Genomic DNA, 22,335 nt, shown 5'->3' on the forward strand with positions numbered 1-22,335 from the left:
TGTTTTGAATAAATAAAACGAATTCTAGGAGGAACTATTCAATGAGTGTAAAAGTTGGAATTAACGGATTTGGACGTATTGGACGCCTTGCTTTCCGCCGTATTCAAAATGTAGAAGGTATCGAAGTGGTAGCAATCAACGACTTGACTGACGCTAAGATGCTTGCTCATTTGCTTAAATATGATACAACTCAAGGTAAATTCCAAGGTGATGTTGAAGTGCATGACGGCTTCTTCAAAGTCAATGGTAAAGAAGTTAAGGTTCTTGCTAACCGCAACCCTGAAGAATTGCCATGGGGCGACCTAGGCGTTGATATCGTACTTGAGTGCACAGGTTTCTTCACAACTAAAGAAGCAGCTGAAAAACACTTGAAAGGTGGAGCTAAGAAAGTAGTTATCTCCGCTCCAGCTACTGGCGACATGAAAACTGTCGTTTACAACGTTAACGATGACATTCTTGATGGTACTGAGACTGTTATTTCCGGCGCATCTTGCACTACTAACTGCCTAGCTCCAATGGCAAAAGTATTGAACGACAAGTTCGGTATCGTTGAAGGCTTGATGACTACAATTCACGCTTACACTGGCGACCAAAACACTTTGGATGCTCCACACGCTAAAGGTGACTTCAGACGTGCTCGTGCAGCAGCTGAGAACATCATCCCTAACACTACTGGTGCTGCTAAAGCAATCGGTCTGGTTATTCCAGAACTTAAAGGTAAATTGGATGGTGCAGCTCAACGTGTTCCAGTTGCAACTGGTTCCCTGACTGAGCTTGTAACTGTTCTTGATAAGAGCGTTACTGTTGAAGAAATCAACGCAGCTATGAAAGCAGCTTCCGATCCAGACACTTATGGTTACACTGAAGATGAAATCGTATCTTCCGACATCAAAGGTATGACTTTCGGATCCCTGTTCGATGCTACACAAACTAAAGTATTGACTGTTGGCGACAAACAACTGGTTAAAACGGTTGCTTGGTATGACAATGAAATGTCCTACACTGCACAATTGGTTCGTACTTTGGAGAAATTCGCTAAAATCGCTAAGTAATTGACTTGATATAAGCAACATCTATAGAGCGGAAACAGAAGTTCCTTGTTTCCGCTCTTTCTAAATGTATTTCTTGTTTCCTGCTAGAAACAATATGGGGTGTGGAGGAATTAATCATGAACAAAAAGAGCGTCCGTGATGTAGAAGTAAAGGGTAAACGCGTATTTGTACGCGTGGATTTCAACGTGCCTGTAGAAGACGGTAAAATTACTGATGATACTCGTATCCGCGAAACACTTCCAACTATTAAATATTTGATTGAGAACGGTGCAAAGATCATTCTTGCAAGTCACATGGGTCGTCCTAAAGGCCAATTCGTAGATTCCATGCGTTTGACTACTGCTGCTGAACGCCTGTCCGAGCTTCTTGGCAAACCAGTAGCTAAAGCTGACGAAGCTGTTGGTGAAGCTGTAAAAGCAAAAATTGCTGAGCTAGGAGAAGGCGACGTACTTGTACTTGAGAATGTTCGTTTCTACCCAGGCGAAGAGAAAAACGATCCTGAACTGGCTAAACAATTTGCTGAACTGGCTGATTTGTTCGTTAACGATGCGTTTGGTGCGGCTCACCGTGCTCATGCATCGACAGAAGGTATCGCTCATTTCCTACCAGCTGTATCCGGTCTTTTGATGGAGAAAGAATTGTCTGTTCTGGGTAAAGCTCTTTCTAACCCTGAGCGTCCTTTCACTGCAATCATCGGTGGTTCGAAAGTGAAGGACAAAATTGACGTGATCGACAACCTGCTGAATTTGGCAGACAATGTCTTGATCGGTGGCGGTCTGTCCTACACCTTTACCAAAGCATTGGGATTTGAAATCGGTATTTCCCTAGTGGACAACGATAAATTGGGAACTGCTCTTGAATTCATTGAGAAAGCCAAATCGCTTGGTAAGAACTTCTTGCTTCCAGTTGACGTCGTGGTAGCCGATAAATTCGGTGCGGATGCCAATACGCAAATCGTTCCTTTCAATGAAATCCCAGAAGGCTGGGAAGGTCTTGATATCGGACCGAAAACCCGTGAGCTTTATGCAGATGTGATCAAAAACTCCAAGCTAGTTGTCTGGAATGGACCTATGGGTGTATTTGAAATTGATAAATTCGCTGAAGGTACAATTGCAGTAGCAAAAGCTTGTGCAACTACTGAAGGTTATACTGTTATTGGTGGCGGAGATTCCGCAGCAGCAGCAGAGAAATTCCACCTGGCTGATCAAATGGATCATATTTCAACTGGTGGCGGTGCATCCCTTGAGTTCATGGAAGGCAAGGCGCTTCCTGGCGTAGAAGCACTGAACGATAAGTAAGACCCAAGAAGGAGGCAACTTAAGTCATGAGAACACCAATTATCGCAGGAAACTGGAAGATGTTCAAAACAGTTCCTGAAGCAGAAAGCTTTATTGCTGACATCAAAGGCAAAGCAGAAGTAGAAGGCGTTGAGACTGTAATCTGCGCTCCATTTACTAACCTGCCTGCACTTGTAGCAGCTGCAAAGGGTACAGACATCAAGATTGGCGCACAGAACCTGCACTTTGAAGATAACGGTGCTTACACTGGAGAAATCAGTGGTGTAATGCTTAGCGATCTCGGCGTAGACTATGTAATCATTGGTCACTCAGAGCGTCGTGCTTATTTTGGCGAAACAGATGAAATCGTGAATAAGAAAATGCATGCTGCATTCCGTCACGGTATCACTCCAATCGTATGTGTTGGCGAAAAGCTCGAAGAGCGTGAAGCTGATCAAACTAAAGCAGTATGTAAAGTACAAACTGAAGCTGCATTCCAAGGACTTAGTGCCGAGCAAGCAGCAAAAGTTGTCATTGCATACGAACCTATCTGGGCTATTGGCACAGGTAAATCATCCACTTCCCAAGATGCTAACGAAGTTATTGCTTACATCCGCAGTCTTGTAAAAGATTTGTATGATGCAGCAACAGCTGAAGCTGTTCGTATTCAATACGGCGGCAGCGTGAAGCCTGAGAATGTAACTGAGTACATGGGCCAAAGCGACATCGATGGTGCGCTTGTTGGCGGTGCCAGCTTGCAGCCTGCTTCCTTCGTTCAATTGGTTGAGGGGGCGAAGTAAGATGTCAGCTCCAAGACCTGTAGCTTTGATCATCATGGATGGTTTCGGTTTGCGTGGAACCTCTGAAGGTAACGCCGTTGCTCAAGCTAACAAACCTAACTATGACCGTTACTTGAAACAATATCCTAATACTACCCTTACTGCTTGTGGTGAAGCTGTTGGTCTTCCAGAAGGCCAAATGGGCAACTCTGAAGTAGGGCACTTAAATATTGGTGCAGGACGGATTGTATACCAGGATTTGACTCGTATCGATAAATCGATCCGTGAGGGCGAATTCTTCGATAATGAAACACTGGTAGCCGCAGTTAGAAATGCTAAGAACACAGGTAAAAAGCTTCATCTTTACGCGCTTGTATCCGACGGAGGGGTACATAGCCATATTAATCACCTGTTTGCTATGCTTGACCTGGCTAAGAAAGAAGATATGCACGAAGTGTATATCCACGCTTTCATGGATGGCCGGGACGTACCTCCAGATAGTGGTAAGAAGTTTGTTCAAGATCTGGTTGCTAAGATTGAAGAGGTTGGAGTAGGTACAATTGCTACGGTATCCGGGCGTTATTACGCAATGGACCGTGACAAACGTTGGGATCGTGTAGAAAAAGCCTATCGTGCTATGGTTTATGGCGAAGGACCGAAATACACGGATGCTCTGCAAGCTATCACTGCATCTTATTCAAATTCCGTGTTCGACGAATTCGTTGAACCTAGCGTAATTGTAGACAGTGAAGGCAAGCCGGTAACGGCAGTAGAGAGCGGCGATTCCGTCGTGTTCCTCAACTTCCGCCCTGACCGTGCTATTCAGTTGTCACAAGTGTTCACGAATCAAGATTTCCGTGGTTTCGAACGGGGTCCTTTGTTCCCGCAAGACTTGCACTTCGTATGCCTGACTACTTTCAGTGAAACGGTACAAGGTTATGTAGCCTATTCACCGAAGAACCTGGATAACACATTGGGTGAAGTACTTGTGCAACAAAACAAGAAGCAACTGCGCATCGCGGAAACTGAGAAATATCCGCACGTAACGTTCTTCTTCAGTGGTGGACGTGATGAGGAGCTTCCAGGAGAAACTCGTATCTTGATCAACTCTCCTAAAGTAGCAACCTATGATCTTCAACCTGAGATGAGTGCTTACGAAGTGGCTGCAGCCTGCGTAGCAGAAATTGAAGCGGAAAGACAGGATGCTATTATCCTTAACTTTGCAAACCCTGATATGGTTGGACACTCCGGAATGCTGGAGCCAACAATCAAGGCTGTAGAGGTAACTGATGAGTGTGTAGGTAAAGTAGTGGACGCAGTAGTTGCCAAGGGTGGCGTTGCGATCATTATTGCCGATCACGGTAATGCAGACATGGTGTTTGATGAGAACGGTCGTCCGTTCACAGCTCATACCACTAACCCGGTTCCGTTTATCCTTACGGATGAAAATGTTGTATTGCGCGATCGCGGTATCCTTGCCGATGTAGCACCAACCATTCTGGATCTGATGGGACTTCCGCAACCTGCGGAAATGACCGGTCAATCCATGATTGCTAGTCGCAAATAAGGAAACAATACCTAAGATTCAAGCTTTAACAATTAAAAACCAAAACATTGTTTAAAGGAGATTAACTAAAATGACTATTATTTCTGATGTATATGCTCGCGAAGTCCTTGACTCCCGCGGTAACCCAACTGTAGAGGTTGACGTTTATCTTGAATCCGGTGCTAAAGGCCGCGCTATCGTTCCTTCCGGCGCTTCCACTGGTGCTCATGAAGCTGTAGAGCTTCGTGATGGCGATAAATCCCGTTACATGGGTAAAGGCGTTCTTAAAGCTGTTGAGAACGTAAATGAAATCATTGCTCCAGAAGTTATCGGTATGGACGCTCTTGATCAAGTGGGCATCGACAAATTGATGATTACTTTGGACGGAACACATAACAAAGGTAAATTGGGCGCTAACGCAATCCTAGCAGTATCCATGGCCGTAGCTCGCGCAGCTGCAGCAGCATTGGATATTCCTTTGTATGTATACCTGGGCGGATTCAACGCTAAAACTCTTCCAGTACCAATGATGAACATCATCAATGGTGGTGAGCATGCGGATAACAACATCGATGTTCAAGAGTTCATGGTTCTTCCTGTAGGAGCTCCAAGCTTCAAAGAAGCTCTTCGTACAGGTGCTGAAATTTTCCACAACTTGAAATCCGTACTTCAATCCAAAGGCCTGAACACTGCTGTGGGTGACGAAGGTGGTTTCGCACCAAACCTTGGTTCGAATGAAGAAGCAATCACTACAATTATCGAAGCTATCGAAAAAGCTGGTTACAAACCAGGCGTTGACGTATTCTTGGGTATGGACGTTGCTTCCACTGAGTTCTACAAAGACGGTAAATACACACTTGCTGGCGAAGGTAAATCTTACACTTCCGCTGAGTATGTTGACCTTCTTGCTTCATGGGTTGAGAAATACCCAATCATCACAATCGAAGACGGTATGTCCGAAGACGACTGGGATGGTTGGAAATTGCTTACTGAAAAATTGGGAGACAAAGTTCAATTGGTTGGTGACGACTTGTTCGTTACAAACACTGAGCGTCTTGCAACAGGTATCGAAAAAGGTATCGGTAACTCCATCTTGGTTAAAGTTAACCAAATTGGTACATTGACTGAAACTTTCGATGCTATCGAAATGGCTAAACGTGCTGGTTACACAGCTGTTATCTCTCACCGTTCCGGCGAATCCGAAGATAGCACAATCGCTGACATCGCTGTTGCGACTAACGCTGGTCAAATCAAAACGGGTGCTCCTTCCCGTACAGACCGTGTTGCTAAATACAACCAATTGCTTCGCATTGAAGACGAGTTGGGTGAATTGGCTCAATACAACGGCCTGAAATCCTTCTACAACCTTAAAAGATAATCTGCTTTTATAGCAGAGTACGAAGACCCGCCATTATGGCGGGTCTTTTTTTGAATAGCTGTTTATCCTAATCTTTCAAGAAAAGCTACGACTTAACAGCCTAGGCTGTTGTATTAACGGCATTGCTATGATAAAATAAGAATACTGTTTATGTATCGTGATAACCTCAATTACCATAGATAGTGATGCTTAGGCGTAGGAGGTGGAAGTGAATGGATATCTTTTTGAAAGTTGTGCTCCTGATTTTTTCCGTCGGTCTTATTGCGGTCGTTCTTCTGCAAAAGGGGAAAAGCGCGGGTCTTTCCGGTGCCATCTCCGGCGGTGCTGAGCATCTCTTTGGTAAAACAAAAGCTCGTGGTATGGAACTTGTACTACAACGTGTAACTGTTGGACTTGCTGCAGGATTCTTCATTATGGCAATTCTAGCTGCTGTTTTCATTGATTAAAGTACCTACAGTAAGCCCTCGCTCTGTTCTGAATGGAATGGAGTGAAGGCTTTTTTGTTATAATTAAAAGGAGAAGCACCTGTTGGTGCTTTTCTTTTCATAGTAGTAAGAATAAAGAATTCGGTACGAAAAGCATCATAAAGAAGACTTTCTTTTTCGGTGGAGTGAAATTTTGTACTGCGTTTACCTTTGGATGACAGTAACAGGGATGCGCAGGATTGATTTCGTGTATACTAGGGTATGAAGTAGGTAAAGGTAAAATTTACTTGGCATTACTACAGAGCAGGACAAGACATACATATTTGCCAGCGGCTTGGAGCCGCGGAGGGTTGGGGTGACGAACATGATAACACAAGAAATATTACTCGATTTCATGCGGGAAACTGCATATAAACCAATGACTTATGAAGAGCTGGTGAGCCATTTTGCTCTAGAAGATAGCACAGGGTTTAAAAAGTTCGAGGAACTACTAATTGAATTAGAGCAGGACGGAAGAATTGTATTAACTCGAAATGCACGTTATGGCGTGCCGGAACGAATGGATTTACTGCGAGGCCGGTTACAGGCTCATGCGAAAGGCTTCGCTTTTCTTATCCCGGATGATCGTGATCATCCTGACGTATATATCCATGCGAATGATCTTAAGGGAGCTATGAATGGAGATATCGTTCTAATCCGTATTACTTCTAAAAGTCCGTCCGGCGGACGTATGGAAGGTGAAGTTGAACGTATTGTAAAACGAGGCGTATTGCAGACAGTTGGCGTATTTCAAAACTTGGAGACCTATGGTTTTGTGCTGCCTGATGATAAACGGATTAACCGTGATATTTTTATTCCAAAGCAATCCTTCATGGGAGCGGTAGACGGCCAAAAGGTCGTTGTGCGCATTGTTAATTATCCAGAAGGCCGATCAGCGGCAGAGGGTGAAATTATTGAGATCCTCGGACATAAGGATGATCCGGGAGTTGATATTCTATCTATCATCCGTAAACATCAGCTACCAGAGGCCTTTCCCGCTGAAGTGATGAACGAAGCGGACAACGCTCCGGACTCCATCACAGAAGAGGAAATTGCTGAGCAGGGACGTCGCGACTTGCGCGGACTAAACATTGTCACGATTGATGGTGAGGATGCTAAGGACCTGGATGATGCGGTTAATGTTCAGCGACTGGAGAACGGACACTACAAGCTAGGCGTGCATATTGCGGATGTAGGTTATTACGTACGTGAGAGCTCTGAGCTCGATAAAGAAGCCTATGATCGGGGCTGTAGTGTGTACTTGGTGGATCGGGTGATTCCGATGCTGCCTCATCGTTTGTCTAACGGGATTTGCAGTTTGAATCCACAGGTAGACCGCTTAACGATGTCCTGCGAGATGGAATTTAACGAACACATGAAGGTCGTGAAGCACGATGTCTTTACAAGTGTGATTCGCACCAAGGAAAGAATGACTTATTCCAATGTTCGCAAAATTTTGGAGGATGAAGATCCAGAATTGCTGGAGCGCTATAGTCCATTAATTGATGATTTCCGTCTCATGAAAGAATTGGCGATGAAGCTGCGTGATGCGCGGATGCGGCGGGGCGCGGTTGATTTTGACTTTGAAGAGAGCAAAATCATCGTAGATGAGAACGGCAAGGCTGTAGATATTGTGAAGCGTGAACGTTCTGTAGCTGAGCAAATTATCGAGGAATTTATGCTCGCGGCGAATGAAACAGTCGCGGAGCATTTTCACTGGTTGAAGGTTCCGTTCCTTTACCGGATTCACGAAGATCCAGATCCAGAGAAGCTGCAGAATTTTATGGCTTTTGCAGCTAATTTCGGATATCACGTGAAGGGACGTGGCAATTCGGTTCATCCACGTGCTTTGCAGGATCTGTTGGAGCAAATCCAAGGGACTAAAGAACAGACCGTTATTAGCACAATGATGTTGCGTTCCATGAAGCAGGCGAAATATGATGCGGAGAGCACAGGCCATTTCGGACTGGCTGCGGAATACTATTCCCACTTCACTTCGCCGATTCGCCGTTACCCCGATCTGGTCATTCACCGCGTAATGCGTGAAGTGATTGAGAATGGAGGGGCGCTGAGCCAGAAACGGCATGATTATTTGGCCGGCCGGATGCCGGATATTGCTCAGCAGTCCTCGGAGCGTGAGCGTGTAGCGGTAGAAGCAGAACGCGATACAGAGCAGCTGAAGAAAGCTGAATATATGCAGGATAAAGTAGGCGAGGAATTCGAGGCAATGGTCAGCAGTGTGACCAGCTTCGGGATGTTCATCGAGCTGGATAATACTGTCGAAGGCCTTATTCGTCTCAGCGCTATGAGCGACGATTATTATCACTTCGACGAAGCGCATATGGCGCTCATTGGCGAGCGCACATCGCGGGTGTTCCGCATTGGTGACGAGGTGAAGATTCGAGTCGCCAAGGTAAATATGGATGACCACACGATCGATTTCGAGTTGGTCGACATGAAGCCACGCGCGCCAGGTGAACATCGCGGCGGTGGCTTTGGAGGCGGCCGCGGTGGCAAGGGCGGCCGTGGGGCTGGCGGCTTCGGCAAGCCAGCCGCTGGGGGTAAAGCCGGCGGCGGCAAGGGCCGCGGCGGTAAAGGCAAGCCCGGCGCTGTTGTAGGCGCGGGCAAGAGCAAGCCGGGCGCTGGTGTGCGCGCCGGCGAAAGGCCGCGCGAAGCGGCCGGTGTTGCACCGGGCGGACGCGGAAAGCGGAAGCACGGGCGTGATACCGGCGAGGATGCGAGCCGGGTAGTGGCGGCGCCGGGCGGAAGCACCGGCGCAGAGCGCGGAGGCGAAGCCGGCAACGCAGGCGCGCCGCGTGAGCGCAGCGGCGGGCGAGGCCGCGGTGGTGATAACGGCGGTGCCGGTGGTGGACGCGGCATTAGCTTCGGCTTTGGCTCCGGCAAAGGCGGATATGGCGCTCCTGCGTCTGACTCTTCCGGCGGCGAAGTCCGCGGTCTGGACGGCAGCACGAAGTTCCGTAGCCGTGAGGACCGCGGTGGTAACTTTGGCGGTGGAGAAGGCCGTGGCGGTGCTCCAACAGGTAAAGGTCGCCGGAAAAAGAAGAACAAAAGCGGTGTGTTCATCGGTCAATCCGTGACACCGGGTAACGTTCAGACGTCTGATCAAGCCGCTTCTAAACGTAGTGACACTACAGGCAGCGCTCCAGACGGAGCTCCTCGTAAGAGAAAGAAGAAATAAATAACGTTATTGGACTGCGTTACGTAGCTCTATGACGCAAGATTAAGCACTGTCTCCTTTGAGGGGGCAGTGCTTTTTTAATTTTTTTTCGCTGCTCAAGTGTGAAATTCTCGTTTCTGAACGAGACTATTGGTTTCCATAAGTTGTTAAGTAATAGCCTGAAGAAGCTATGAGACAGCGTCATTTTGTGACTTTGACACTTGGATTGGAGCGAAGTAACCAGTGTTATAACGATGCTTATTTTTTGATTGCATAATGTGCAGTTAAAATTCCGGTGTTTCAGTAGAGATTGAGGTTAATTGCACTTTGTACAACTAAATCTGATCAGTATCTTCAAAACCGCATGTTTTCGAGTTTTTAACTGCAGAAAGTACAACTAAACAACCATCGAGCGTCTAAATATATTAAATAGATTTATAAAGTGCATTTATGTAGCTTTAGCGAAGCATCGGAGGGAAAGAGTGAATAGAAAAGGGTATGAGTGGACTGGGATGTGTGAATAAAGAAACACAAACGTATTTTTACAAACAAATGTAATTAAAGTTAACTATTGGGTAAACTTACTGACAACTAGTTGTCAAAATGGCCGAGAAAGGATTACCTGATCCTTCCTTGCGCACAATCGATTCCATTTGTTACAATATAGATCAGACGTTCGATGACTATGTCGTTTAAGATTAGAGAGACATGGTTACTTTAACTTATGAATATGATTCAAGGAGTGATTCTCATGGGTAAAAAAGCAGACGGGAAAGTACTTGCCCAGAACAAAAAAGCTTCCCATGATTATTTTATCGAGGATACTTATGAAGCTGGCTTGGTGCTGACAGGTACAGAGATCAAGTCGCTGCGTAATGGCCGCGCTAATATTGGAGATGCTTTTGCTACGATCCGTAACGGTGAGATTCACATTCACAACATGCATATCAGCCCGTTTGAACAAGGTAATCGTGCTAACCCTACGGACCCGACGCGTACTCGTAAATTGCTGATGCATAAGGAGCAAATTCATAAACTGCTGGGCTTGTCCAAGCGAGATGGATTTACGATTGTGCCACTCAAGGTTTATGTGCGAAATGGCTATGCGAAGCTGTTAATTGGTCTTGGTAAAGGTAAGAAAGAGTACGATAAACGTGACTCTGCTGCTAAGCGTGATGCTCAGCGTGATATCCAGCGTGTATTGCGTGAGAAGCAAAAGATCGCCAGATAATCTAGGAAGAATGGACGATTCAAATGAGTACCAGTTTCCACCTTCAATTCCTTTAACCCACGTGTTAAAGTATTGATAAATGTGATATACTGAGTAAGTAAGATTATTGCTTCGTTACAGACTTCTTCAAGAAGAAGCTGTGGATTGGATCTCTCTTGCTTGGAAGATCCGCTTGATCCGAAGCGCCCTTTTTAATGAGGGGCCGTTCTTGGATTCGACGGGGGTAGTTCGAGCATGAGTAGCGAGTAGTGGGGACGCGTCCGCTTCATCAACGCTAAAGCCTATTAAACGGCAAACAACAAAACAACTACGCTTTCGCAGCCTAAGAAACTGCGCGCGTGCTTCTACCCTGCATCGCCCATGTGACAGGGATAGGGGCTAACAAGTAGTGGGATACGCCGTCTGGTCTCCGCCTGGGGTCAACGGAAGAAGATAATCAGGCTGACCCAACGTATAGCCGGTTACGGGGCGATACTCGGGTGACATCAAAACTGTGACTACACTCGTAGAAGCTTATGTGCCGTTATCTTCGGACAGGGGTTCGACTCCCCTCGGCTCCATAAGAAAAACCCGCTGAATTAGCGGGTTTTTTGCTGTTTAGTGCTTGGATTGTACACCGAATCTAGACAAGGAGTTATGGGGAACTAAATGTGTTCATTATTGCAGACCTATTGTCTACATCTTGAATAAGATCATTCACTTTGAAGTTAATAATTAATGGCACATTTTCCGAAACTACATCTATAAGAACTCGAATTGATATAAAATTATGGTATTAAGCATCCAAAAAGAAAAACATTCGGAGGAATTACTATCATGAGCTTTACTATTGATTATGTTAAAAACAAAAACAGAATTATTGTAACATCGGACGGTATGGATGTTGAGGATGCCCTTGCGTATGCGGAACAATTTCCGAAAGTACTGAAGAAAACTAAGCGAGGGTTTACAGGTATGACTGTAATTACTGGTGGCCTGGTATTTAAGCAAGAAGTGTTGGCAATTCTTGCTCCAACTAGTGAAGAAGCTGTCAAAGCTGGAATCTCTACAAAACACAAATGGGTGTATGTTGCGCCTACCTCGTTCTACAAAGCGCAAATGTATCGTATGTTTAAAGATATTGCAAACTTGTATGAATCGATAGAAGAAGCTGAAACGTATCTTAATTCTGCAGGGAATTAGTATATGGAGTATCAGAGAAAGACACCTTGAAGGGTGTCTTTTTTCATTCTAACGGAAGTTTCGGATAATACGTGGCGGTTAAACGGCTTATCCCTAGACTGTTCTGGGGCTTGCTGTTAGTGGATACAGTAACAGCATGACTCACTTACTAGGGGGTATGAAGACGACGGGTGAAGGTACGGTGATTATTAATACTAATATATTCTCATACGTGAATCTGAAAGAATTGTTTAAACGCATGCTCTCTTTCTTTATATGCTGCATTGTCTTTTTATTTTGATATAATTAATTATTGAGTTTAAGGTATATACAATAGTGGAAAAATAGGGATATAGAGCATTGCTTCGCGAACGGTATACCTATAGTTAAAGGATTTAATAGTTACTTAATGCTATAATATTTATTTAGAATAAGAAATAGGGTGAGATCATCATGAATCAATTTCAAAGTACCCACCATAAGCTGTTAATTATCGGCGCGGGTGCTGCCGGACTAATGGCCGCTGTTACTGCGCGTGATATGGGTATCGATACTGCCATTCTGGAGAGCAACGACCGGATTGGAAAGAAGATATTAATGACAGGTGATGGCCGCTGCAACATTACGAATGATTCCACTGCGACGGGTACGGATGAAGCGGTCGCTTTGTCGCGTAAGTACCACAGTAATCAGGCTGGATTTCCATTGGCGGTATTACAGCAATTTGGCATTCGTCAAACCATTGATTTTTTCTCCTTGCTCGGGCTTCCGCTTACAAGATTGAAGGAGGGCTTGATGTATCCGATGTCGCTGCAAGCTGCAGCGGTGCAGGATATTTTTCAGCTTGCGCTGGAGGATCGGAATGTTCCGGTATACCTCAAGAACAAAGTGTTGGATGTTACTGTTTCGACGAATCATCCGCGCTTCACGATAAAATGCCAAACGGAAACAGAGGAGGGGGAGGTACAAGAGGTTGTTTATACCAGTGAATATCTATTTCTCTGTGCGGGTGGCCTTACCGGTCCAAATGCGGGAAAAGAACCTCCTGGTTATATCCTTGCCGAACGTCTGGGGCACTCCCTGGTCGAGCCTTTGCCAGCCATTGTGCAATTGAAGCTAAAGTATCCGAATATGAGGGCGCTGACCAGTATCAAATTTCAGGGACAAGCCCATATCTTTGTAAATGGTAAAAACATTCTCAGTGCATCTGGTGAGATTGCTTTCACGGATTATGGCATTTCTGGTCCGGCAGCTCTCCAGCTAAGCAGGGTAGCTTCTTATTATCTCGCAAGAGGAGAGAATGTGACAGTATCGGTTGATCTGATGCCGGACCGCACGGAGGAAGAGCTAGTTAATTTTTTGGAAATGCTCTGGGAGACCTTTGGACACCGGACTGTTTCAGATTCTCTTGTGGGGATCTTCAACAAGAAGTTGGTTTCTGTCCTGCTGAAGGAGGCAGGCATCGACCAGCAGCCACAGCTACTTTGCCAGGATCTATCGATGAAAACTAAGAGGACATTTTATCGAATCTTAAAGCGTTGGGAATTTAAAGTGACGGATACCAATGGCTTTACGAATGCGCAAGTGACAGCTGGTGGCATCGATACGACTGAACTAATCGAGGGAACGCTGGAATCCAAGCTGGTGCCTGGGCTGTATTTGGCTGGCGAAGTGATGGATGTGGACGGAGATTTCGGCGGCTATAACCTGCAATGGGCCTGGAGTTCCGGATATGTGGCCGCCATGGCGCTAGCTAAGTCAATTCAATAAATTTATTAGGAAAAGGGATGCATCAATTAACATGTATAAGGATCAGACTTCTAAGCACCACGAGCTGTTCATTATCGGTGGGGGTGCTGCAGGTCTAATGGCTGCAGTTACAGCGAGGGATCAAGGTATTGATACAGCAATTATTGAAAGCAATGACCGGCTTGGGAAGAAAATAATAACGACGGGTAACGGGCGTTGCAACATTACGAACCAATCCACCGCCACCGGTACGGATGAAGCGGCCGCTTTATCACACAAGTATCACAGTAATCAGGAAGGATTCCCAATACATGTATTGCGGCAATTCGGTGTCCGCCAAACGATCGAATTTTTCTCCTCGCTCGGGCTTCCTTTTGTAAGCTTGGAGAATGGCCGGATGTATCCGATGTCGCTGCAGGCGGCTTCGGTGCCGGGTGTATTTAAGCTGGCGCTGGAGGATCGGAATGTTCCCGTATATTATAAACATAAAGTGTTGGATATTATCGTTTCGGAGGAACATCCGCGCTTTACGATTAAATGCCAAACGGAGACAGAGGAGCTAGTTGAGTATACCAGCGAATACCTCTTTCTATGTACGGGGGGTCTTACTGCTCCGAAAACGGGAACAGATGGATCCGGTTATACGCTTGTCGAACGGCTGGGACATACTATGATTCATCCTGTGGCAGGCATTGTGCAATTGAAGTTAGATTATCCGTATTTAAAGGAACTATCTGGCATCAAATTCGAGGGATTAGGTCATATTATCGTAAACAATGAAGTCATCCGCAGTGAATATGGTGAAATTCTTTTCACGGACTATGGCATCTCGGGCCCGCCAATACTTCAGCTAAGCAGGAAGGCTGCGTATAATCTCGGAAGAGGAGAGTCCGTGACATTGTCGGTTGATATGATGCCGGAACGTACGGAAGAAGAGGTAATTGATTTTCTGGAAACACACTGGGCGATCTTCGGGCACCGGACAGTTGCGGACGCCTTTATCGGCATCATCAGCAAGAAGTTGATTCCGGTTCTGCTGAAGGAAGCGGGAATTGATCAACAGGTTCACCTGCTCTGTGAGGATTTATCGTGGAAAACTAAGAAAATATTTTATCGACTCATGAAGCGTTGGGAATTTAAAGTGGCCGATACCAATAGCTTCACGAATGCACAAACAACAGCTGGTGGGATCGATACGACTGACCTAGTTGAAGGAACGTTGGAATCTAAGATTGTACCTGGGCTTTATTTGGCAGGTGAGGTGATGGATGTCGATGGTGATTGCGGCGGCTATAACCTGCAATGGGCCTGGAGCTCAGGCCATGTCGCTGCGATGGCGCTTGCTAAACGACGTGCCGGCACCACATAAGAGGCTAGAGGTTGCAGACTCTTGAAACGTTGCGGTGGAATACTTGCATGCATTGAACACACGGCGGCTAATAGATTTGCCTTGCCACGGCTCTGCTCCGTTTGGAGTAAGTAAAAGACACCTTGAGAGGTGTCTTTTTTCAATCAATTCTTATTCCAATATTCCCAAACTGCTCGCCCTGTAGCATTCGCTGAAAGGCTTGAAAGGTATCTTGTAAAGGATACATACTATCAATGATAGGGCGTATCGAGTGGAGTTCCATAAATTGAAGCATCGCAACAAACTCTTCACTGCTTCCCATTGAGGTTCCGATGACACTGATTTGGGGAAAAAATATGGATCGTACTGCTAATTCCATTCGATCTCCTGAGCTTGCCCCAAACGTGACGATCCGGCCATTTGGCTTAATGATATCAAAGTACTGTTGGAACGTCGCTGGCCCGATACTATCCAGGATGAGATCTACTGTTTCTCCGTTCATACTTTCCTTCCAATCACTATAACTGTCAAAGGCATGATCTGCTCCATGTGCAAGAGCAACTTGTCTTTTTGTTTCCCTTCGTGATGTGACACTGACTCGTGCACCCGCTGCTGAAGCCATAAGCATGGCATAAGTAGCCACACCGCCACCAATACCTGGAATAAGGATATGTTCACCTTGCTGTAAGCGGCCTCTCGTAAACAAAGCCCGATAGGCTGTCAAGGCAGATAAGGGCAACACGCCCGCTTCTTCCCAAGACAAATAAGCCGGCTTACTGATGGCATTTTGCACAGGGATGATGATAGACTCGGCAAATGTACCATCTGAAGGGCCGCCCACTATGGCCGGAACATTCGGGACATCGTGGGTGATTTCCCATCCGATACACGGATTAATGATTACATCGGTACCTACTGTAAGTGATGTTACGCCTTCACCTACCGCTTCAATTATACCCGCCCCATCAGAGCCCATAATCAGGGGAGAATCCTCATTTGTTCGATCCGCCATGAGAAATAAGTCTCGATGATTTAACCCTGCGGTTTTCAGCCTTACTTTTACTTCGCCGAAGCCCGGCTGTTTGCCAACAACGTCTTCATATGTCAGGCTCTTCAAGCCGTTCATCCCAGCATGTACGATTGCTTTCATCCTAATCCTCCAGTAATTCGTATTTCAATGAATCTATTCTGAATTGTACAGAGTGGGAATCATACAGTAAAATGAACAAAACCGAATGTGAGTATCATAAATGATCATACCAAGCAGGTGACATAGAAATGGAAAGCGGAGATTTAAGAATATTTCAAGCTGTAGCTCAAGAGGGTAGTATAACCAAGGCTGCGCAAATGTTAAATTATGTACAATCTAATGTGACGACTCGAATTCAGTATCTTGAGGCGCAGTTGAAAACCCCTCTTTTTCGGAGGTCCAATCGAGGAATGACGCTAACTTTGGCTGGCGAAAATTTACTGGAATATGCGGATAAGATACTGGCTCTGATGGATGAGGCTGTGAAAACTACACAATATTCGGACCATCCTGCAGGGCCTCTTCGGATAGGCTCCATTGAAGCGACAGCAGTCATTCATCTGACTCCGCTATTGGCCGAGTATCAATCACGATATCCGGATGTTAATTTATCGCTCACTACGGGTGTGACACATACGCTCTTACAAAAGGTGTTGGATTACGAGCTTGATGGAGCATTCGTCTATGGTCCTGTTGATGATCCAGATATAGAACATATTGCGGCCTTTGAAGAGGAGTTGGTGTTGATCTCTGAGCCGGGACAAAACGAAATGTATGATCTACTCATGAAACCGATGTTGTTCTTTGACGTTGGATGTACGCATCGGGCAAAAGCAGAGAGTTTTCTGAGAGGCACTGGCCTGACCACTTATCAGATAATGGAATTTGGAACATTAGCAGTTATTCTAGATGGCGTTTCCTCTGGACTCGGTGTGTCTATGCTGCCACAGTCATCGATAGCCAAGGCTGAAGAACAGGGCATAATTACTTCCCACCGTTTGCCTGAAGAGTATCGAGATTTGCAGGTATGGTTTGTGCATAGGCATGACTCGATTTACTCAAGCGCGTTGACAAGGTTAATCCAACTAGTTAAAACTAGGCAATAATAGTTAACCCGCAACGACCGAAGTGTTGAATGTTAGTTTAGTACTAGACTATTTCATCAAACAACAATCTAAGAACACGCAGCAGGAGGAAAATGATGAACTTTATTAAAGATCAACTAGCAGAATACGGTGTAAGCGAACAAATGACAGTTTATCTTTCGAATATAATCATGGTCTTATTTATAGCACTACTCTCTATATTGGCCAATTTAATAGCCAAAAAAATTGTGCTGAAGATAATTATTCATTTCATTAGTAAGGATCGGTATTCGTGGGATAATATCGTTTTGGAGAAAAAAGTGTTTCACAAGCTGTCGCATCTCGCGCCAGCCTTCATCATCTATTATTCTGCGTCTATCTTTCCGCTATATCAGGCTTTTATTGAAAAATCCGCCTTAACTTATATGATTATCGTAACTATCACAGTGTTTAATGCACTACTTAATGCAATCGATGCTATTTATCGCTCGTTTGAGATCTCCAAGATTAGACCGATTAAAGGGTACATTCAGGTTGCAAAGATTATTCTATTTATCATTGGTGTTATTGTGGTGATCTCTAACCTCGTTGGTCAGAATCCACTGATTATACTTAGTGGGTTAGGTGCATTATCAGCTGTTTTTATGCTAATTTTCAAAGATTCTATATTGGGCTTGGTGGCAGGTGTTCAATTATCATCGAATGATATGGTGCGTGTAGGTGACTGGATCGAAATGCCAAAATATAATGCGGATGGTGATGTAATTGACATTACATTGAATACGGTAAAGGTTATGAATTTCGATAAAACAATCACCATGATTCCTAGCTACGCCCTTATTTCAGACTCGTTTAAAAACTGGAGGGGCATGCAAGTATCTGGCGGCAGAAGGATTAAACGAAGTGTTCATATCGATACAAGCAGCATATGCTTTTGTACAAAAGAAATGATGGAGGAATTCCAGAAGATTCACTACCTTTCCGATTTTATAAAGGCAAGATTAAATGAAATTAGCATTTATAATATCGAACATCAAATCAATACGGAGAGTAAAGTAAATGGAAGACATCTCACTAATGTTGGTGTATTCAGAGAATATATCCATGAATATCTGAGGAATCATCCTAAAATTCATAAGGATATGACACTGATCGTCAGACAGCTAGCGCCAGAGGATAATGGACTGCCCTTAGAAATCTACGCGTTTAGCAATGATACTAACTGGGTGGTGTATGAATCGGTTCAAGCTGATATCTTTGATCACATTTTTGCAGTTGTACCGATATTTGGGCTTCGTGTCTTTCAAAACCCGACGGGCCATGATATTGCTCGCTTAAAAGAAAGCAAAGAGTATTCATCCGGATACTGAAGATAAAAATGATTTGCAGGAGAAGGCATTTCTTAATATCAGTAAAAAAGCGACCATCGTGGTCGCTTTTTTACGCTTTTTTCATTTTGGAAAGGATCATAAAACGTACAATTTATTGGGGTTCTGACATAGCAGAAGACTCTAATGGAAGTTCCCAGATTCATTTTCTGAGAATTTGCCATCGCTGTCATGCAGAGCTTGTTTGCGGCGATCATTACGGGCTTGCTGCTGCTGTTGGGCTTCCAGGCTGTTTACGGGCGTGGCTTCCAGTTCTTTTACTGTGTTGATTAGATTCTTATCTGGTTGATTTGCACTCAATTGAAAGCTCCTCCCTTGATTATCTAATGGTTGTGATTTTTATTATGTGCTGGCTACTGTGTGGCTATTCGTGTTGTATTTTCACAAGAGCCCAGGATACATTGCCGAGAGTACGGATGTATCAATGCTCTGTCCTATAATCATTAACTCAGAATACTGTTAGATGTGAAAAATATGAGGAAATGATTGTATCGGAACTGATTTCTGTTCTGATATGTTGGGGATGTTTCAGTTCTATAAAATGTAATATTTCAGGAGGGAATAAAATGAAAAAAAGTATTGCCAAGGTAATCAGTATTGGTGTGTTGTTTTCTCTTGCACTTTCTTTGATAGCAGGTGGATGGACAAATACAGTAGTGCATGCTGCTGGTCTTTCGATAACAGGCAGTGGAGGCTGGAATGAAGCGGCATATGTGGAATGGTCACCTGTAAGTAATGCGACAGGATATAACGTATATGTTAAACAGGCAAGCGCGTCAGATTCGGGGTACCAACAGATTGATAATGAATTGATCCGCAAATATTCTTCCTATTGGAGAGCGGATGCTGTAGGGCTTGCAGCTGGAAGTTATGTAATGAAGGTTGAAGCTACCCTTTCGGGGGGAGGAGCGGCAAGTGCAGTATCAAATACGTTATCCGTAACGTCATATGATCGATCTGGATTTTCTTTTTCGGCAAGCTCGCCATTTGGTACGGGTTCTGGTGCTTATAATGAGAATGGAACCCTTAGGAATGGTGCTCAAGTGCTTTATATAACATCTCAGAATGCGAAAACCATAACACTTGATGTGAAAATCAACAGCTCAGGTGCTGTACAAACTGGCGTTGGTCTTGGTAGTATCTTGGCTCTGAGACAAAAGGGTTATGATACAACCCCACTTGCCATCCGAATTATCGGTAAAGTTACAGCTGCTGACCTGAGCGGACAGCTTAACAGCAGTGGATATCTTGAAGTCAAAGGTAAAAATAATTATTCGGAAATGAATATTACAATCGAAGGTATCGGAAAAGATGCTTATGCATACAGTTGGGGGTTGCTGCTTAGATATGTTGGTAATTTGGAAGTAAGAAATCTGGGTGTGATGTTATTTCCTGACGATGGCATTTCAATGGACACAGGCAATGCGAATGTATGGGTGCATAATAATGATATTTTCTATGGATCCGCAGGGAGCGATGCAGACCAAGCCAAGGGTGACGGATCTACGGACCTCAAAAAAGGATCGACGTACATTACCATCTCGTATAATCACTACTTTGATTCCGGAAAGGCTGCTCTAGTCGGACTTAGTGAGTCTGCAGAATTCTTTGTTACCTTCCACCATAACTGGTTCGATCATTCGGACTCCCGTCATCCGCGGATCAGAGTGGCCTCTGTTCACGTCTATAATAACTTCTATGATGGAGTCTCGAAATATGGTGTCGGCGTTACAACCGGAGCTTCGGCTTTTGTGGAATCCAATGTATTTAGAAATACTAAAGACCCAATGCTTAGTTCTTTACAGGGTACAGATGCTTTAGGTGAGGGTACGTTCTCGGGTGAAAATGGAGGTGTGATTAAAGCTTATAACAATCTAATTGTTGATGCTTCAAGTCTTATCTACGCTAACTCCAATACAGGCACAGCTCCTGCTAATGCAGCCTCATTTGATGCCTACTTAGCCTCGTCTAGAAATGAATCCGTCCCAGGCTCATACAAAGCATTAAAAGGCGGAACAGCATATAATAACTTCGATACGAGCGTCCAAACCGGAGTGAACGTATCGAATATTGATAACGTAAGCAATGTAGAACAGGTTGTTACGGCAAAAGCCGGACGTCTGAATGGCGGAGACTTCACATGGGCATTTAATGATTCCGTGGATGATGCATCGTATGCGCTGAATACAGCGCTGATGTCTGCAATCAGAAGCTACACAACGGGGCTTGTCTCTGTAGGGGGCAATTCAAACCCAACAAGTCCGACTCCAACAGCTACTCCTGTGCAAACAGCAACACCATCTCCAACAATAACACCAACACCTGTACCTACACCGACTCCAGCGGGCACGCCAGTGCCTTCAGCGGAAGCAACCTTGCATAACTTTACCACTGATGGAACAACGAGCAGCTTCTTTAATATTCAGGGGAATCTCTCAACCAGTAAGGGAAATGTGACATATCAGGGTTCAACCCTAACCCAATGTCTAAAAATTGAGAGTGCAACCAGTATTCAGTTCACAGCTGCTAAAGCTTCAACCCTAACCCTAGTGTTCAACACAGAAGGAACCAAAATCAAAGTGGATGGAACAAGTTATCCTATAACGAATGGCATTGCCACTGTCTCCATTACGGCGGGCGCACATATCATAACGAAGGATAGTACGGCGAATCTGTATTATATGAAGTTGGAATAGATAGTTTTATAAAATAAAAGCTGCTAGCGATATTGTGATATGCTCCCATCATAATAGACAGTAGAAAAAACAAAAACTTCTACTGCTACAATGATGGGAGTTTTTCTAATGTCTAAAAGATCTTCAGGACAATCGCGGTCGCAAAAAGCCTGAAGAAGAACTAGATGAGCATGAACGTCTGAAGCTACGGATTAAAGAGCTAGAAGCGCGAAATGAATACCTAGAGATGGAGAATGACTTCGCAAAAAAGTTGGCGGAGATCAAGCGACGAAATACATGCTAACGCTCGTTCGGCAAGTGAACTTGTATCAAGCGATTCAAGAACTGAACAAAGAAAAAGATCACGCAATTACGAAATTGTGTGCATTAGCTGGAGTTGCTCGATCTGCCTATTACAAGTGGTTAAAATGGAAACCCTCTAGCATGGAACTTGAAATTCATGCGTTAGCCAAAGAAATAAAGCTTCGTTATGACAAGCGAAAAGGGATACTTGGCTATCGTCAAATGCGCACGCAATTGAACCGAAAGCTCAAAAAGAAGTACAACAAAAAGCGTTATTACCGAATCATGTGCGCACTTGGGCTCAAAGCGGTCATTCGCAGAAAACGAGCAAGTTATGTGAAAGCTGCGGAGATCCATGTAGCTGAAAATGTAATGAACCGTAACTTTAATGCAAATTCCCCTAATTCAAAATGGTGTACAGATGTGACAGAATTGAAGTACGGGAATGGGCGCAAAGCCTATTGGAGTGCCATTATTGATGTATATGATAATTCTATTGTCTCATGGGTATTAAGCCATTCCAACAACAATAACCTCGTGATGGATACGTTGAAAAGGGCTTACGTCGAAGCATCCTGGCGCAAGCTTTATCCTATGAACGGAAAATCCCCTTTATATTGATATATTGGTGGTGAACGACAATCTCTCCAACAAGGCGGGATGTCTTTCCTCTGTCTGCTTATTCGATAAA

The 22,335-nt window shown here is 44.6% G+C and carries 17 protein-coding genes and 1 other RNA gene; 16 read left to right on the top strand and 2 right to left on the bottom strand.

Annotated features, from left to right (window positions below):
• Positions 1 to 41 precede the first annotated feature (41 nt).
• The 12 genes from gap to M2444_RS12035 all read left to right on the top strand — a co-directional run bounded on the left by gap (position 42) and on the right by M2444_RS12035 (position 15,184).
• A complete protein-coding gene (gene gap / locus M2444_RS11980; protein ID WP_036687120.1) occupies positions 42 to 1,052 on the top strand; it encodes a type I glyceraldehyde-3-phosphate dehydrogenase in 1,011 nt (336 codons plus the stop codon).
• 116 nt (positions 1,053 to 1,168) lie between these two features.
• Positions 1,169 to 2,350, top strand: coding sequence for a phosphoglycerate kinase (locus M2444_RS11985; protein ID WP_094873189.1), 1,182 nt, complete (start codon positions 1,169 to 1,171; stop codon positions 2,348 to 2,350).
• 26 nt (positions 2,351 to 2,376) lie between these two features.
• On the top strand, positions 2,377 to 3,129 hold the full coding sequence (tpiA, locus tag M2444_RS11990; protein WP_060626476.1) for a triose-phosphate isomerase: 753 nt from the start codon (positions 2,377 to 2,379) through the stop codon (positions 3,127 to 3,129).
• Between the two features lies 1 nt (position 3,130).
• Positions 3,131 to 4,675 (top strand): 2,3-bisphosphoglycerate-independent phosphoglycerate mutase, encoded by a 1,545-nt coding sequence (gene gpmI, locus M2444_RS11995; protein WP_094877730.1) that lies wholly within the window; start codon positions 3,131 to 3,133, stop codon positions 4,673 to 4,675.
• A 70-nt stretch (positions 4,676 to 4,745) separates the two neighbouring features.
• The gene (gene eno, locus M2444_RS12000) at positions 4,746 to 6,032 is read left to right on the top strand and encodes a phosphopyruvate hydratase (RefSeq protein WP_042123330.1); all 1,287 of its coding nucleotides are present in this window, start codon (positions 4,746 to 4,748) and stop codon (positions 6,030 to 6,032) included.
• A 212-nt stretch (positions 6,033 to 6,244) separates the two neighbouring features.
• Complete coding sequence (gene secG, locus M2444_RS12005; RefSeq protein ID WP_042123332.1) at positions 6,245 to 6,478, top strand: preprotein translocase subunit SecG; 234 nt, start codon at positions 6,245 to 6,247, stop codon at positions 6,476 to 6,478.
• 343 nt (positions 6,479 to 6,821) lie between these two features.
• Positions 6,822 to 9,695, top strand: a complete 2,874-nt coding sequence (gene rnr / locus M2444_RS12010; protein WP_280787200.1) for a ribonuclease R — start codon at positions 6,822 to 6,824, stop codon at positions 9,693 to 9,695.
• Positions 9,696 to 10,425: 730 nt separating this feature from the next.
• The gene (gene smpB, locus M2444_RS12015) at positions 10,426 to 10,905 is read left to right on the top strand and encodes an SsrA-binding protein SmpB (protein WP_042123338.1); all 480 of its coding nucleotides are present in this window, start codon (positions 10,426 to 10,428) and stop codon (positions 10,903 to 10,905) included.
• 198 nt (positions 10,906 to 11,103) lie between these two features.
• Positions 11,104 to 11,468, top strand: a transfer-messenger RNA (tmRNA) gene (gene ssrA, locus M2444_RS12020).
• Between the two features lie 253 nt (positions 11,469 to 11,721).
• The gene (locus M2444_RS12025) at positions 11,722 to 12,087 is read left to right on the top strand and encodes a hypothetical protein (RefSeq protein ID WP_094874399.1); all 366 of its coding nucleotides are present in this window, start codon (positions 11,722 to 11,724) and stop codon (positions 12,085 to 12,087) included.
• 432 nt (positions 12,088 to 12,519) lie between these two features.
• Positions 12,520 to 13,836 carry an aminoacetone oxidase family FAD-binding enzyme gene (locus M2444_RS12030; protein WP_094874400.1) on the top strand — a complete coding sequence of 439 codons (1,317 nt, stop codon included), beginning with the start codon at positions 12,520 to 12,522 and terminating at the stop codon, positions 13,834 to 13,836.
• A gap of 31 nt (positions 13,837 to 13,867) precedes the next feature.
• Positions 13,868 to 15,184, top strand: a complete 1,317-nt coding sequence (locus M2444_RS12035; protein WP_094874401.1) for a BaiN/RdsA family NAD(P)/FAD-dependent oxidoreductase — start codon at positions 13,868 to 13,870, stop codon at positions 15,182 to 15,184.
• A gap of 139 nt (positions 15,185 to 15,323) precedes the next feature.
• Here the strand turns inward: M2444_RS12035 and M2444_RS12040 are convergent, their stop codons facing one another.
• Positions 15,324 to 16,313 (bottom strand): zinc-binding dehydrogenase, encoded by a 990-nt coding sequence (locus M2444_RS12040; RefSeq protein ID WP_280787073.1) that lies wholly within the window; start codon positions 16,311 to 16,313, stop codon positions 15,324 to 15,326.
• 128 nt (positions 16,314 to 16,441) lie between these two features.
• Between M2444_RS12040 and M2444_RS12045 the strand changes: the two genes are divergently transcribed.
• Both M2444_RS12045 and M2444_RS12050 read left to right on the top strand, forming a co-directional pair.
• Positions 16,442 to 17,299: a LysR family transcriptional regulator gene (locus M2444_RS12045; RefSeq protein ID WP_094874403.1), complete on the top strand. Its 858-nt coding sequence runs from the start codon at positions 16,442 to 16,444 to the stop codon at positions 17,297 to 17,299.
• Between the two features lie 95 nt (positions 17,300 to 17,394).
• Positions 17,395 to 18,648 carry a mechanosensitive ion channel family protein gene (locus tag M2444_RS12050; protein WP_094874404.1) on the top strand — a complete coding sequence of 418 codons (1,254 nt, stop codon included), beginning with the start codon at positions 17,395 to 17,397 and terminating at the stop codon, positions 18,646 to 18,648.
• Positions 18,649 to 18,789: 141 nt separating this feature from the next.
• On the opposite strand, the gene M2444_RS12055 is transcribed toward M2444_RS12050, so the two are convergent.
• A complete protein-coding gene (locus M2444_RS12055; RefSeq protein ID WP_179085866.1) occupies positions 18,790 to 18,966 on the bottom strand; it encodes a hypothetical protein in 177 nt (58 codons plus the stop codon).
• 266 nt (positions 18,967 to 19,232) lie between these two features.
• On the opposite strand from M2444_RS12055, the gene M2444_RS12060 reads away from it, so the two are divergent.
• Together M2444_RS12060 and M2444_RS12065 are read left to right on the top strand one after the other, a co-directional pair.
• Positions 19,233 to 21,362 (top strand): pectate lyase family protein, encoded by a 2,130-nt coding sequence (locus tag M2444_RS12060; protein WP_094874405.1) that lies wholly within the window; start codon positions 19,233 to 19,235, stop codon positions 21,360 to 21,362.
• Positions 21,363 to 21,638: 276 nt separating this feature from the next.
• Positions 21,639 to 22,265 (top strand): DDE-type integrase/transposase/recombinase, encoded by a 627-nt coding sequence (locus tag M2444_RS12065; protein ID WP_280787074.1) that lies wholly within the window; start codon positions 21,639 to 21,641, stop codon positions 22,263 to 22,265.
• Positions 22,266 to 22,335: the final 70 nt, after the last annotated feature.

Source organism: Paenibacillus sp. PastF-3, assembly GCF_029893135.1.
Lineage (GTDB): Bacteria > Bacillota > Bacilli > Paenibacillales > Paenibacillaceae > Paenibacillus_AQ > Paenibacillus_AQ nitricinens.

Excerpts from the sequence above, each read along its gene's own strand:
- smpB (WP_042123338.1), top strand. The coding sequence starts at position 10,426 with ATGGGTAAAAAAGCAGACGGGAAAGTACTTGCCCAGAACAAAAAAGCT.
- M2444_RS12045 (WP_094874403.1), top strand. The coding sequence starts at position 16,442 with ATGGAAAGCGGAGATTTAAGAATATTTCAAGCTGTAGCTCAAGAGGGT.
- M2444_RS12030 (WP_094874400.1), top strand. The coding sequence starts at position 12,520 with ATGAATCAATTTCAAAGTACCCACCATAAGCTGTTAATTATCGGCGCG.
- rnr (WP_280787200.1), top strand. The coding sequence starts at position 6,822 with ATGATAACACAAGAAATATTACTCGATTTCATGCGGGAAACTGCATAT.
- gpmI (WP_094877730.1), top strand. The coding sequence starts at position 3,131 with ATGTCAGCTCCAAGACCTGTAGCTTTGATCATCATGGATGGTTTCGGT.
- secG (WP_042123332.1), top strand. The coding sequence starts at position 6,245 with ATGGATATCTTTTTGAAAGTTGTGCTCCTGATTTTTTCCGTCGGTCTT.
- tpiA (WP_060626476.1), top strand. The coding sequence starts at position 2,377 with ATGAGAACACCAATTATCGCAGGAAACTGGAAGATGTTCAAAACAGTT.
- M2444_RS12060 (WP_094874405.1), top strand. The coding sequence starts at position 19,233 with ATGAAAAAAAGTATTGCCAAGGTAATCAGTATTGGTGTGTTGTTTTCT.
- M2444_RS12065 (WP_280787074.1), top strand. The coding sequence starts at position 21,639 with ATGCTAACGCTCGTTCGGCAAGTGAACTTGTATCAAGCGATTCAAGAA.
- eno (WP_042123330.1), top strand. The coding sequence starts at position 4,746 with ATGACTATTATTTCTGATGTATATGCTCGCGAAGTCCTTGACTCCCGC.
- M2444_RS12025 (WP_094874399.1), top strand. The coding sequence starts at position 11,722 with ATGAGCTTTACTATTGATTATGTTAAAAACAAAAACAGAATTATTGTA.
- M2444_RS11985 (WP_094873189.1), top strand. The coding sequence starts at position 1,169 with ATGAACAAAAAGAGCGTCCGTGATGTAGAAGTAAAGGGTAAACGCGTA.
- M2444_RS12040 (WP_280787073.1), bottom strand. The coding sequence starts at position 16,313 with ATGAAAGCAATCGTACATGCTGGGATGAACGGCTTGAAGAGCCTGACA.
- M2444_RS12035 (WP_094874401.1), top strand. The coding sequence starts at position 13,868 with ATGTATAAGGATCAGACTTCTAAGCACCACGAGCTGTTCATTATCGGT.
- M2444_RS12050 (WP_094874404.1), top strand. The coding sequence starts at position 17,395 with ATGAACTTTATTAAAGATCAACTAGCAGAATACGGTGTAAGCGAACAA.
- gap (WP_036687120.1), top strand. The coding sequence starts at position 42 with ATGAGTGTAAAAGTTGGAATTAACGGATTTGGACGTATTGGACGCCTT.